Source organism: Pelomicrobium sp. P1 (assembly GCF_052805615.1).
In genome coordinates this window covers 1-12,898 of the sequence record NZ_JBRBEM010000007.1, presented here as the reverse complement: position 1 = coordinate 12,898, position 12,898 = coordinate 1, and the positions used below count along the sequence as shown (strand labels likewise).

General features: G+C 66.7%; 14 protein-coding genes. 3 read left to right on the top strand and 11 right to left on the bottom strand.

Annotated features, from left to right (window positions below; genetic code table 11):
* Positions 1–139 precede the first annotated feature (139 nt).
* From asd to aroC, 7 genes are all read right to left on the bottom strand, one after another.
* The gene (gene asd / locus ACUVYZ_RS08265; RefSeq protein ID WP_439934137.1) at positions 140–1,252 is read right to left on the bottom strand and encodes an aspartate-semialdehyde dehydrogenase; all 1,113 of its coding nucleotides are present in this window, start codon (positions 1,250–1,252) and stop codon (positions 140–142) included.
* A 61-nt stretch (positions 1,253–1,313) separates the two neighbouring features.
* On the bottom strand, positions 1,314–2,378 hold the full coding sequence (gene leuB, locus ACUVYZ_RS08260; protein WP_439934136.1) for a 3-isopropylmalate dehydrogenase: 1,065 nt from the start codon (positions 2,376–2,378) through the stop codon (positions 1,314–1,316).
* A 14-nt stretch (positions 2,379–2,392) separates the two neighbouring features.
* Entirely contained in the window at positions 2,393–3,031 is a 639-nt protein-coding gene (leuD, locus tag ACUVYZ_RS08255; protein WP_439934135.1) for a 3-isopropylmalate dehydratase small subunit, read from the bottom strand.
* Positions 3,032–3,033: 2 nt separating this feature from the next.
* Positions 3,034–3,138, bottom strand: coding sequence for an entericidin A/B family lipoprotein (locus tag ACUVYZ_RS08250; protein ID WP_439934288.1), 105 nt, complete (start codon positions 3,136–3,138; stop codon positions 3,034–3,036).
* A gap of 43 nt (positions 3,139–3,181) precedes the next feature.
* Positions 3,182–4,597: a 3-isopropylmalate dehydratase large subunit gene (gene leuC, locus ACUVYZ_RS08245; protein ID WP_439934134.1), complete on the bottom strand. Its 1,416-nt coding sequence runs from the start codon at positions 4,595–4,597 to the stop codon at positions 3,182–3,184.
* A gap of 78 nt (positions 4,598–4,675) precedes the next feature.
* Complete coding sequence (locus tag ACUVYZ_RS08240) at positions 4,676–5,824, bottom strand: MFS transporter (protein ID WP_439934133.1); 1,149 nt, start codon at positions 5,822–5,824, stop codon at positions 4,676–4,678.
* A 130-nt stretch (positions 5,825–5,954) separates the two neighbouring features.
* The gene (gene aroC / locus ACUVYZ_RS08235) at positions 5,955–7,115 is read right to left on the bottom strand and encodes a chorismate synthase (RefSeq protein ID WP_439934132.1); all 1,161 of its coding nucleotides are present in this window, start codon (positions 7,113–7,115) and stop codon (positions 5,955–5,957) included.
* Positions 7,116–7,283: 168 nt separating this feature from the next.
* Between aroC and ACUVYZ_RS08230 the strand changes: the two genes are divergently transcribed.
* Positions 7,284–8,291, top strand: a complete 1,008-nt coding sequence (locus tag ACUVYZ_RS08230) for a diguanylate cyclase domain-containing protein (protein WP_439934131.1) — start codon at positions 7,284–7,286, stop codon at positions 8,289–8,291.
* A gap of 56 nt (positions 8,292–8,347) precedes the next feature.
* On the opposite strand, the gene ACUVYZ_RS08225 is transcribed toward ACUVYZ_RS08230, so the two are convergent.
* Complete coding sequence (locus ACUVYZ_RS08225; protein WP_439934130.1) at positions 8,348–8,626, bottom strand: SelT/SelW/SelH family protein; 279 nt, start codon at positions 8,624–8,626, stop codon at positions 8,348–8,350.
* 127 nt (positions 8,627–8,753) lie between these two features.
* Between ACUVYZ_RS08225 and thyA the strand changes: the two genes are divergently transcribed.
* Together thyA and ACUVYZ_RS08215 are read left to right on the top strand one after the other, a co-directional pair.
* Positions 8,754–9,548 carry a thymidylate synthase gene (gene thyA, locus ACUVYZ_RS08220; protein WP_439934129.1) on the top strand — a complete coding sequence of 265 codons (795 nt, stop codon included), beginning with the start codon at positions 8,754–8,756 and terminating at the stop codon, positions 9,546–9,548.
* Complete coding sequence (locus ACUVYZ_RS08215) at positions 9,545–10,033, top strand: dihydrofolate reductase (protein WP_439934128.1); 489 nt, start codon at positions 9,545–9,547, stop codon at positions 10,031–10,033. Before thyA ends, ACUVYZ_RS08215 begins: the two co-directional genes overlap by 4 nt.
* 12 nt (positions 10,034–10,045) lie before the next feature.
* Here the strand turns inward: ACUVYZ_RS08215 and ACUVYZ_RS08210 are convergent, their stop codons facing one another.
* The 3 genes from ACUVYZ_RS08210 to ACUVYZ_RS08200 form a co-directional block, all read right to left on the bottom strand.
* Positions 10,046–11,206, bottom strand: coding sequence for a type III PLP-dependent enzyme (locus ACUVYZ_RS08210; protein ID WP_439934127.1), 1,161 nt, complete (start codon positions 11,204–11,206; stop codon positions 10,046–10,048).
* A 253-nt stretch (positions 11,207–11,459) separates the two neighbouring features.
* On the bottom strand, positions 11,460–12,026 hold the full coding sequence (gene dcd / locus ACUVYZ_RS08205) for a dCTP deaminase (RefSeq protein ID WP_439934126.1): 567 nt from the start codon (positions 12,024–12,026) through the stop codon (positions 11,460–11,462).
* Positions 12,027–12,260: 234 nt separating this feature from the next.
* On the bottom strand, positions 12,261–12,898 hold a 638-nt coding region (locus ACUVYZ_RS08200; protein WP_439935686.1), incomplete at its 5' end, for an IS5 family transposase.

The following is a 12,898-nucleotide window of genomic DNA, read 5'->3' as shown; positions in this document are numbered from 1 at the left end:
AGTGTACATCAAATAGTTATGGATTCAAGTTAAATTGAACTCTCGCTTCCCACCCTCACTCGGGCGTTGCCTGAGGAGAATCTCGGCATCCAAGGCGGTGGTTGTCCCGTTGCCGCCCTTCGATGATCGAGCCCAGCTTTCAAGCCTGCTGGAGGATGCGCAGCATCCGCCTCAGGGGCTCGGCGGCACCCCACAGGAGCTGATCGCCGCAGGTGAAAGCGCCCAGGTACTCGCCCCCCATGTTGAGCTTGCGCAACCGCCCGACCGCAATGGCCAGGGTGCCGCTGACCGCCGCCGGGGTAAGTTCGCGGATGGAGTCCTCGCGCCGGTTGGGGACGACCTTCACCCAGTCGTTGGCCGAAGCGAGCATGTCCTCGACCTCGTCCAGGGGCGCGTCCTTTTTGAGCTTCACGGTGAGGGCCTGGCTGTGGCAGCGCATGGCGCCCACCCGCACGCAGATGCCGTCCACCGGCACGGGCTCGCCTTCACGCCCCAGGATCTTGTTGGTCTCCGCTTGCCCTTTCCATTCCTCCCGGCTCTGGCCGTTGCCCATCTCCCGGTCGATCCACGGAATCAGGCTTCCGGCCAGCGGTACCTGGAAATGCTCCGCGGGAAAATCCGGCCGGCGCAGGGTATGGGTCACCACCCGGTCGATCTCCAGGATGGAGGAGGCCGGGTCGTCGAGCAGCGGTTTCGCCGCCCCGGCGATGGTCTCCATCTGAACGAGCAGCTCCCGCATGTTCTGGGCGCCGGCGCCGGAGGCGGCCTGGTAAGTCATAGCCGTCATCCACTCCACCAGGCCGTTGCGGAACAGCCCGCCCATGGCCATTAGCATGAGGCTCACGGTGCAATTGCCGCCGATATAGTTCTTGACCCCCCGCGAGAGCGCGTCTTCGATCACCGGCATGTTCACCGGGTCCAGGATGATGACGCTGTCCTTGTCCATGCGAAGCGTCGAGGCGGCGTCGATCCAGTAACCATCCCAGCCGCCCGCGCGCAGCCTAGGATACACCTCGCCGGTATAGTCGCCTCCCTGGCAGGTGACGATCACGTCCATGGCCCGCAGGGCCTCAAGGTCCTTGGCGTCCTTGAGGGGCGGCACGTCCCGGCCGATGGCCGGCCCCTTGCCGCCCGCCTGGGAAGTGCTGAAGAACACCGGCTCGATGGCGTCGAAGTCGTTCTCTTCCCGCATGCGCTGCATGAGCACCGAGCCCACCATGCCGCGCCATCCTACGAAACCTACCCGAAGCATCCGTCTACCTCTCTCGATCCCGCTGCATCTTCCGACCAGCAAGCAACCATCGACCGAAGGCTCAGAGGGCCGCCACCACCGCGTCCCCCATGGCGGCAGTGCCCACCGGCGCCGCCCCCGGCTCCGCGATGTCGGCCGTGCGCACCCCCCGCGCCAGCACTTCCGCGACCGCCCGCTCCACCCGCACCGCCGCCGCTTCCATCCCCAGACTGTAGCGCAGCAGCATCGCCAGGGACAGGATGCTGGCCAGGGGGTTGGCGATGTCCCGGCCGGCGATGTCGGGCGCCGAGCCGTGGATGGGCTCGTACAAGCCCTTGTTGCGGGCATCCAGGGAGGCCGAGGGGAGCATGCCGATCGAGCCCGTGAGCATGGAGGCCTCGTCGGAGAGGATGTCCCCGAACATGTTGCCGGTGAGGATCACGTCGAACTGCCGGGGATCGCGTACGAGCTGCATGGCGGCGTTGTCCACGTACATATGGCTCAGTTCCACGTCCGGATACTCCCGCGAGATCTCGCTCACCACTTCCCGCCACAGCCGGCTAGTCTCCAGCACGTTGGCCTTGTCTACCGAGCACACCCGCCTCCCCCGCCGCCGCGCCGCCTGGAAAGCCACGTGGGCGATACGCCGGATTTCCCCCTCGCGGTAGACCATGGTGTCGAAGCCTTCCCGCTCGCCGGCGGCGTTGACCCGGATGCCCTTGGGCTCGCCGAAATAGATGTCGCCGGTGAGCTCCCGCACGATCAGGAGGTCGAGACCCGCCACCCGCTCGGGCTTGAGGGCGGAGGCGACGGCCAGCTCCCGGTACACCCGCGCCGGGCGCAGGTTGGCGAAGAGCTCCAGCGCCTTGCGGATCCGCAGCAGCCCCTGCTCGGGACGCTTTTCCCGGGGAAGCCCGTCGTACTTGGGCGCGCCCACGGCGCCCAGCAGAATGGCGTCCGCCGTCCGGGCGAGCTCCAGGGTGGACGCGGGCAACGGGTTCCCCTCTGCGTCCACGCCGGCCCCGCCGATGGGCGCCTCGGCCCACTCCAGAGGGAGCCCGTCGCGGCGCAGCCGCTCCAGCACCTTCACCGCCTGGGCCGTGATTTCCGGGCCGATCCCGTCTCCCGGGAGGATGGCGATCTTCATTCAGCCGTAAATGCTCAACCGAACAGCCATGGCGCCTCGGCCCGCCGCTTGGCCTCGTAGGCCTTGATCTTGTCCACGTGCCGCAGGGTGAGCCCGATGTCGTCCAGGCCGTTGAGCAGGCAGTACTTGCGAAACGGGTCGATGTCGAAGCGGAACGTCTCCCCGCCCGGCGTCGTCACGCTCTGGGCTTCCAGATCGATCAGCAGCCGGTAGCCCTCGGTGGCCTCCACCTCCTGGAACAGCCGGTCCACCACGGGGGCATCCAGCACCACGGGCAGCAGCCCGTTCTTGAAGCAGTTGTTGTAGAAAATGTCGGCGAAACTCGGGGCGATGAGGGCCCGGAAGCCGTAATCGAGCAGCGCCCAGGGCGCGTGCTCCCGGGAGGAGCCGCAGCCGAAGTTCTCCCGCGCGAGCAGGATGCTCGCTCCCCGGTAGCGGGGCTGGTTGAGCACAAAGTCCGGGTTCAAACGCCGCCCGGAGGCGTCCGCTCCCGGCTCGCCCGGGTCCAGGTAGCGCCAGGCGTCGAACAGATTCGGGCCGAAACCGCTGCGCTTGATCGACTTCAGGAACTGCTTCGGGATGATGGCGTCGGTGTCCACGTTGGCGCGGTTGAGCGGCGCCACCAATCCTTCGAGACGGATGAACTTTTCCATGCTCACTTGACCGACTTCTGGATCGCCTCGCCGCCCTTCTCGATGTCCTTGCCGAGGCCCTGGATGGTGTTGCAGGCGGCGAGCCCTGCAACGAGCAGTACGGCCATGATGGAAATCACGAGTCTGCGTATCATGATCGAGCTTCCTCCGTTAGGAAGAAAGAAGTTCCCGCACGTCAATGAAATGCCCGGCGATGGCCGCCGCCGCCGCCATCTCCGGGCTCACCAGGTGGGTGCGCCCGCCGGCGCCCTGGCGCCCTTCGAAGTTGCGGTTGGAGGTAGAGGCGCAGCGCTCCCCGGGCGCCAGCCGGTCGTCGTTCATGGCGAGGCACATGGAGCAGCCCGGCTCCCGCCACTCGAAGCCGGCCTCCAGGAACACCCGGTGCAGGCCTTCTTCCTCCGCCTGGCGCTTCACAGTGCCCGAGCCGGGCACGACCAGGGCCTGCTTGATGTTGGAAGCGATGCGGCGCCTTCGCACCACCTTGGCCGCCGCCCGCAGGTCTTCCAGGCGCGAATTGGTACAGGAGCCGATGAACACCTTGTCCAGCCGGATGCTGCGGATCGGGGTGCCCGGCTCGAGCCCCATGTACTTAAGCGCCCGCTCGTAGCTTTCCCGCCGGGTAGGGTTCGGCTCCCGGGCGGGATCGGGCACTTCCCCGTCCACCGGTGCCACCATCTCCGGCGAGGTGCCCCAGGTCACCTGGGGTCGAATCCGGGCCGCATCCAGGCGCACCACTTTGTCGAAGCGGGCGTCCGGGTCGCTTTTCAATTCCCGCCAGGCGGCCACCGCCCGCTCCCACAGCTCACCCTTGGGCGCCAGCGGCCGACCCTTCAAGTATTCGATGGTCTTCTCGTCCGCCGCCACCAACCCGGCGCGGGCGCCCGCCTCGATGGACATGTTGCAGATGGTCATCCGCCCCTCCATGCCGAGGGCGCGGATGACGCTCCCCGCGTATTCGATCACGTAGCCGGTAGCGCCCGCCGTGCCGATGGCGCCGATGATGGCGAGGATCACGTCCTTGGCGGTGACCCCGGGGCCCAGGGTCCCGTCCACCACGATCTGCATTGCCTTGGCCTTCTTGGTCAACAGACACTGGGTGGCGAGCACGTGCTCCACCTCCGAAGTACCGATGCCGAAGGCGAGACAGGCGAACGCCCCATGGGTGCTGGTGTGGGAGTCGCCGCACACCACGGTCATGCCGGGCAGCGTCGCCCCCTGCTCCGGGCCCACCACGTGCACGATCCCCTGGCGCCGATCCCGGAACGGGAAATAGGCCTTGGCGCCGAACGCCTTGATGTTGGCGTCCAGCGTCTCCACCTGCAGCCGGGAGACGGGGTCGCGGATTCCCTGGTCCCAATTGCGAGTAGGGGTGTTGTGGTCCGCAGTGGCGATGACGGAGTCCGGCCGCCAGACCCGGCGCCCGGCGAGCTTCAGCCCTTCGAACGCCTGGGGACTCGTCACCTCGTGCACCAGGTGCCGGTCGATGTAAAGGAGCGTGGTGCCGTCGGCTTCCTCGTGCACCACGTGGCTCTCCCAGAGCTTGTCGTAAAGGGTCTTTCCGCTCATGACTTCAGGCGTCAAGGAAAGATAAGAATTATGCCACAAAGCCCTGGCCCGCCCCAGGAGGCGCCCTCCAAGGGCGCGCTACCGATCGGCGGGAAAGCGCCGGGCGATGAGCAGTCCCCCCAGCGCCGCGGTGGCGGCACTGGCCATGAAAGTGAAGCCCGGGCCCGCCGCCTCCCACAGGTAGCCGCTCAAGAGGCTGCCAAGGCTGCCGCCCGCACCGAAACTAACGCTGCTGTAGAGGGCCTGGCCCTTGGCCGGGTGGCTTCCCTGGAACAGGCGGTGGAACGCCGCCACCGCCGCGGCGTGATAGGCGCCGAAAGTGGCCGCGTGCAGGGACTGGGCGAGCAGCATCAGGGGCGGCACGGTGGGAAAGGCGGCCACTAGCGCGAAGCGCAGCACGGCGCAGCCGAAGCTCACAAGCAGGATAGCGCGGCCGCTGTAGCGGGCGGCCACCCGCGGCATGAGGAAGAACACCCCGATCTCGCAGATCACGCCCAAGGCCCACAGCCACCCCACCTGGCCCTTGGTGTAGCCCACGTCCACCAAGTAGATGGAAAAGAAAACGTAGTACGGTCCATGGGCCGCAGCCATGAGGAAACAGGCAGCGAGGAGCGCGCCCACCTCGGGGCGCCGCACGATCCGCCACAGGGGCATCACCTCTTCCGGCGCGCGGCGCACGGGGGCGTCCGGTACCCGGGCCGCCGAAGCCGCCACCGCCAGCTTGAGGGCGAGCAGAACCCAGAGCAACCAGAAGATGGGAGCGCCATCCAGCAGGTGGCCGATCCCCACCACCGCCAGGATGAAACCGAGGGAGCCCCACCAGCGGATGCGCCCGTAGCGGGCGGCGTGGGGGCCCAGGTGGGACAGGGTGATCGCTTCCACCAGGGGCAGCGACGCGCTCCAGAAAAAGCTCATGACCGCCATCACCAGCCACATCCAGGCGAAACCCGCGCCGAAGAAAACGCCCGCGTAGCTCAGGAGGGCGGCGAGGGCCGCCAGGCGCAGGATCTCCACTCGACGGCCGGTGGCGTCGGCAAGCCAGCCCCACGCCGCGGGAGCGAGCATGCGCATTACCTGGGGCAGGGCCATGAGCAGCCCGATCTCGGCCGCCACGTACCCGAGGGAGCGCAGGTACAGGCTCCAGTAGGGCGCGAACGCGCCCACGAAGGCAAAGTAGAAAAAGTAGAAGCCGGCGAGGGGCCCGTAGGGAAAGGAGCGGTCAGACATCGGGGCAGGCGAGGGGGTCCCGCGGGGGGCGAAGGCCCGGGAGGAGGAAAAGCGCCTCACGGGGGGAAAGCGAGCCAAGCGCCTCGCCTTCCGGACCGGTTAGCCGGTGCGCCGGGGCGGGGCCGGCGGCTCACGCCTCGTCGGGTTCCGGATCCTCCCGGTGCTCTAGCGCCGGTTCCCGCGGGGGCGCCGCGGCGGCCCGGCCGGGCACGGGGGGCGTGGCGCAGCGCACGTCCGCGTTCTGCGCCCGGTGGCGCAGGGCGTGGTCGATGAGCACCAGGGCCAGCATCGCCTCGGCGATGGGCGTGGCGCGGATGCCCACGCAGGGATCGTGGCGGCCGGTGGTCTCGACGATCACCGGCCTGCCTTCCTTGTCGATGGAGCGCCGCGGCAGCCGGATACTGGAAGTGGGCTTGATGCCGATGGAGACCAGGATGTCCTGGCCGGTGGAAATCCCCCCCAATATGCCTCCGGCATTATTGCTGAGGAAGCCTTCGGGGGTGATCTCGTCGGAGTGCTCGGTGCCCTTCTGCTCCACCGCGGAAAAGCCCGCCCCGATCTCCACCGCCTTGACCGCGTTGATGCTCATCATGGCGTGGGCAATGGCGGCGTCCAGCCGGTCGTACACCGGCTCGCCCCAGCCCACCGGAACGCCCTCGGCCACCACATTGATCCGTGCTCCCACCGAGTCGCCCGACTTGCGCAACCGGTCCATGAACGCTTCCAGCTCGGGCACCATATCCGGATCCGCGGCGAAGAACGGGTTCTCGTTGACCCCGTCCCAGGACCTGAACGGCACCCGGATAGGGCCGAGCTGGGCCAGGTAACCCCGGATGAGAACGCCATAACGGCGACCCAGCCACTTCTTGGCGATGGCGCCAGCCGCGACTCGCACCGCCGTTTCCCGGGCCGAGGCCCGGCCGCCCCCGCGGTAGTCCCGGATGCCGTACTTCTGCCAGTAAGTGTAGTCGGCGTGCCCGGGGCGAAACACGTCCATGATCTTGCTGTAGTCCCGGCTGCGGGCGTCCACGTTGCGGATCAGGAGCCCGATGGGCGTGCCCGTGGTCCGCCCCTCGAACACGCCGGAGAGGATCTCCACCGTGTCCGGTTCCCGCCGCTGGGTGACGTGGCGGGAGGTGCCGGGACGGCGGCGATCCAGCTCTGCCTGGATATCCGCCTCGGAGAGCTCGAGGCCGGGTGGGCAGCCGTCCACCACGCCGCCGATGGCCGGGCCGTGGGATTCGCCGAAAGAGGTGACGCGGAAGAGCTTGCCGAAGGTGTTGCCAGACATCGAAAGGCTCGCAAAAACAAGGGCGCAAGTTTAACATAGGTCTGGACCGCGGCTTGTCCCGAACGCGGAGACGCGCAAGGCCGCGGCGGCCCAAACCGGATAGAACCGCCCCCCCCGAGACACCCGGCAAACGGTTGGCGCCAGATCGACGATCCAAGGGAGGATGCCGTGAAAATCCTGCTGGTAGATGACTCGCGCACGGCGCGGGCCGCCCTCACCCGGATGCTCGCCGCCATGGGGCATGCCGTAACGGAAGCTTCGGATGGAGCGCAGGCGCTCGAATGCCTGCGGCGGGAGCCGGTGGACCTGGTCCTGCTGGACGTGCAGATGCCCCGCCTGGACGGATTCGCCGCGGTGCGGGAGATGCGCGAGATCCAGGGCAACCGCTGGGTACCCATCATCTTTTTGAGCGCCCGGGAAACGGACGCGGACCTGGAGAAAGGCATCCTGGCCGGGGGCGACGACTACCTGGCGAAGCCGGTGAGCCCAGTGGTGCTGGGAGCCAAGATTCGGGCGCTCCAGCGCATCCACGACATGCAGCGCCAGACGGTCGAACTGAGCGAGCGTCTCGCCGCCGCCAATCGGGAGCTCGCCCAGCTCGCCCGCCAGGACGGGCTTACCGGCCTAGCCAACCGCCACCACTTCGACCAACGGCTGGCGGAGGAAATCGCCCGGGCGCGGCGCCACCGCAGTCCCTTGGGCTTGGTGCTGGGAGACGTGGACGATTTCAAGGCCTACAACGACCACTACGGCCACCAGGCGGGGGATGCCTGCCTACAGCGCATCGCCGCGGCCCTTTCGAGCGTCTGCCGGCGGGCCACCGATCTGGTGGCCCGCTACGGTGGCGAGGAGTTCGCCCTGGTGCTGCCGGACACCGACATGACCGGCGTCGAGAAGGTGGGCAACGCGGCGCGGGAGCAGGTGGAGGCCCTGGCCATTGCCCATGCTCGCTCCCGCGTTTCTCCCGTAGTCACCATGAGCCTAGGCGCCACCGCCCTCGTTCCCGACGGGTCCACCACCCCCACCCTGCTGATCCGCCGGGCCGACCAGGCCCTCTACCGGGCCAAGCTCCAAGGACGCAACCGTTGCGCCACCTGGGCGGGCGGCTGGGACGGCGCCGGTGGACCGGGCACGGAGGACCACGCCCCCAGTCCGGGATTAGAAGCGCACCCGTGAGCGAGCACTTCCGGGGAGAGTTTGCCGCCCCGAGGTTCCCCTCCCAGCGGTCAAGGCTAGCGCTCCGAGTGGCCCAGGTCTTTGCCGGGAGCCACCCGATCCCGCAGCCGCTGCTTGAGCTCCTTCGCTTCCGGAAAACGGCCTTCGTCCTTGCGGGACCATAGCAGCTCTCCGTCCACGCGCACTTCGAAAATGCCCCCGCTTCCGGGGATCAGGGCCACCTCGCCCAATTCCGACTCGAAGGTGGTAAGAAGCTCCTGGGCAAGCCACGCCGCTCGCAGGAGCCAGCGGCACTGGGTGCAGTAGCGGATTTCAACCCGAGGTTTTGCCTTCATCACGGCAAGCCTGCGACGTCCGTGGATTCCCGGGCCGGCCCTGGCCCGACCGAATTATAATGGCGCCTGGGGCGGGGCTTGCACTAGCCTCGGTACCCCCGAAGCCTGTTTTATCGAGCCGACGCCTATGCGCCAATACCTCGACCTGATGCGGCACGTCCTGGAGCACGGAGTGCGCAAGCCGGACCGCACCGGTACCGGCACCCTGTCCATCTTCGGCCACCAGATGCGTTTCGACCTGAGCCGGGGCTTCCCCCTGGTCACCACCAAAAGGGTTCACTTGAAGTCGGTGATCCACGAGCTGCTGTGGTTCCTCAAGGGAGACACCAACGTCCGCTACCTTCAGGAGCGGGGGGTGACCATCTGGGACGAATGGGCGGACGAGAACGGCGACTTGGGCCCCATCTACGGCTACCAGTGGCGCTCCTGGCCGGCCCCCGACGGCCGGCACATCGATCAGGTGAGCCGGGTGGTGAGAGAAATCAAGGAAAACCCCCACTCGCGCCGGCTCATCGTCTCCGCCTGGAACGTGGCGGAGCTGGACAAGATGGCCCTCACCCCGTGCCACGCCCTGTTCCAGTTCTACGTGGCCGAAGGCCGCCTTTCCTGCCAGCTTTACCAGAGAAGCTGCGACGTGTTTCTGGGGCTGCCGTTCAACATCGCCAGCTATTCCCTCCTCACCCACATGGTGGCCCAGCAGTGCGACCTGGCGGTGGGGGAATTCGTCTGGACCGGAGGCGACGTGCACCTCTACCTCAACCACCTGGAGCAGGCGCGCACCCAGCTCGCCCGGGAGCCCTATCCCCTGCCGCGGCTGCGGATCCTGCGCAAGCCGCCGTCCATCTTCGATTACGCCTTCGAGGACTTCGAGTTCGTGAACTACCGCCACCATCCGGCCATCCCGGCGCCCATCGCCGTATGACGGGCCCCCGCATCGCCCTGGTGGTCGCCATGGCCCGCAACGGGGTCATCGGCGCCGGCAACGCCCTGCCCTGGCGCCTGCCGGAGGACCTCAAGCATTTCAAGGCCCTCACCATGGGCCACTGCGTGGTGATGGGGCGCAAGACCTTCGACTCCATCGGCAAGCTCTTGCCCGGGCGGCAGAACGTGATCGTCACGCGCCGGGCGGATTACGCGGTTTCCGGCGCCCGGGTGGTCCATTCGGTGGAAGAGGCGCTCGAAGCCTGCGAGCGCCAGGACGAGATCTTCGTGATCGGCGGCGCCGAGCTGTTCCGGGACCTCATCGACCGGGCCGACCGGATGTACGTCACCGAGCTCATGCAGGACTTCGAGGGGGACGTGTACTTTCCCGCGTACGACCGCAGCGCCTGGCGGGAGGTGAGCCGCGAGCGGCGCCGGGCCGGGGACCTGGAATACCATTTCGTGGTGTACGAGCGAGCGCGCTGATCGCGCCCTCGCTCACAGCACGATGACTTCCGGCAGGGGAAAGCCGTTGAACGTGCTGGCGTAGGCGGTGGTGTAGGCGCCCGCGTTGGGGATGTAGATGAAATCCCCCTCCTGCATGTCTTCGGGGAGCATCTCCTCCTGCAGGACGATATCCACCGAATCGCAGGTGGGACCCGCCACGCACCACGGCACCATCGGGCCGGTGCGGTCGGTGAGGATCTGGTAGCGCAGGCCCTCGGAGGTCTCGATCATCCCGCCGAACAGGCCCGCGTCCCAGTACATCCAGCGGCGGCCGGCGCGGGTGGCGGTGCCCACCACCCGGCAGACGAAATACGCGGCGTCGGACACCAGGTAGCGTCCGGGCTCGGCCACCACTTCCACGTCCGCCGGGAACGCTTCGAGCGCCTCGTTGACTACCTCGCCGATCACCTCGATGGAAGGAATGGGCTTGACGTAGCGCACCGGGAAGCCGCCGCCGATGTTGAGCATGCGCGGCCGCATGCCGACCGCGAGGAGCTGGTCGAACACCGCCCGGGAGCGCTCGATGGCCACGCGCCAGTTCTGCGGGTTGCGGCACTGGGAGCCCACGTGGAAGGTGACCCCCGCCACGTCGGCTTTGAGCCGGGCGGCTGCGGCCACGATCTCGGGCACGTCCACCAGGTGGGCGCCGAACTTGCCGGCGAGGGGCCAGTCGGCCCCGATGTTGGGGGTGTCGATGCGCAAATAGAGCTTGGCGTCCGGCTTGATGGCCACCACCTTGGCCACTTCCTCCGCGCTGTCCACCACGAACCACTCCACGCCCTTGCCCGCCGCGTACTCGATGTAGGCGCGGGACTTCATGGGATTGCTATAGAGCACTTCCCGCGCCGCCACCCCGAGGCCAAGCAGGAGGTCGAGCTCGGCGACCGAGGCGATCTCGAACCCGGTCCCCTCGTCCTTGAGCACCTGGACTACCCGCGGGTCCGGGTTGGCCTTGACCGCGTAGTAGGGCTTCACCCGCGGCATCGCCTGGGCGAAACGGCGGGTCTTGAGCCGAATGATCTCGGGATCGATCAGGAGGAACGGCTTTTCGTAGCCGCGCTCCAGGGCTTTCTTGATGTGCCGGAAGTCGAGGCTGACTTCCGGGTGGGTGTCGAAGATGGATTCGCTGGCTTGGACGGCGGCGCGGGGCATCAATGTCTCCTCAAGGCACCTAGGTTACCGGCGTATGGATATTTACCAGGTCGACGGTGAGGGGAACGCTCCTCTTGCCTGTCATGCTGACCTCCTTGGCGCGCTTGAATTTTCAAGGGCTTGGATCCAAAAAATGCGCATTATAAAAAGCGGGGCCGCGGAATCAAGTGTAATTTGCGCCAGCAGGCCTGCGTCTAAAAAAAAGGCGCCATCTCAATCCGTTAGCTGCCGGAATCGACCGAACGTCCTCTACTCAGATCTTGGGCGGCGTGACGCCTTTCTGCCCCTGGTATTTGCCGCCCCGGTCCTTGTAGGAGATGTCGCACTCCTCGGCCGCCTCGAAGAACACCACCTGGGCGACCCCTTCGTTGGCGTAGATCTTGGCCGGCAGCGGCGTGGTGTTGGAAAACTCCAGCGTCACGTAACCCTCCCATTCCGGCTCGAACGGAGTCACGTTGACGATGATGCCGCAGCGGGCGTACGTCGACTTGCCGAGGCAAATGGTAAGCACGTTGCGCGGGATGCGGAAGTATTCCACCGTGCGCGCCAGGGCGAAGGAGTTGGGCGGAATGATGCACACCTCGCCCTTGAAATCGACGAAGGACTTGGAATCGAAGTTCTTTGGGTCGACGATGGTGGTGTTGATGTTGGTGAAGATCTTGAATTCGTCCGAGCAGCGGATGTCGTAGCCGTAGCTGGAGGTACCGTAGGAGACCACCTTGCGCCCGTCCACTTCCTTGATCTGGTTGGGCTCGAACGGCTCGATCATGCCGTGTTCGAGCGCCATGCGGCGGATCCACTTGTCGGACTTGATGCTCATGGGCTGCCCTCAACCACAGAGGCAAGAGTCACAAGGCAAAAAGAAATTTTCAACGCGAAGGGCGCAAAGGGAGCGAAAGAAAAAAGGGAACCTCTAAAAATTCGTTTTTCTGCCCCACATTCTTCCGCACAACACGCGCTGGCGGAGAGAGCCGTTCGTGGTCAAACCGCCGTCGTTGGTCGGCGGTTCGGTTTTCAACCGTTCAAATACGCTTTTCATTCTTGGCCCCGTTGGTCAGGCGCACCGCGGGCACAGTTGCACGAGCCGGCTCATGTTGTAAGCGAGGTTGGCCAGCGCGATACGCGTGCGAACGCGCGCCAGCCCGATCCCGCGGACGATAGTTTGACGCATGGCCTTCACCTGATGTCCGAAGACGTGCTCCACGCGGGCCCGGATACGCGAACGCGCGCGGTTTTCCCGTTGCTCGCGCCGGTTCAAAGGCCGATCCTTCCACGCGCGGTGGTGCACGCGGCTTGCAAAATGCTTGCGTTTGAGCAGCCGCTCATGCTCTTTCGAACGGTAGGCCGAATCGGCGTAGGCGATGCGATCGCGGTTGCGGCCATCGAGCAGGCCCGCGAAGCATTGCGAATCGTGCACGGCGGCATCGGTCACTTCGAAGCGCCGGATGAACTTGTGTTTCACGTCGATCGCGATGTGGTTCTTGTAACCGTAGTAGTTCTTGCCGTGCTTCTGCGTCCAGCGCGCCTCGATATCCTTCTGCGCGCGCCTGGCAGGCTGCCGCTCCCATTCGGCGGGCATCGCGCCGTCCTTGATCGTCGCGTTCTCGGCGCGCGTGTTGCGCTGCCTGGGCACCTCGACGATGCGGGCATCGATCACCGTGCCGCAGCGGGCCTCGAAGCCTCGGGTTTCCA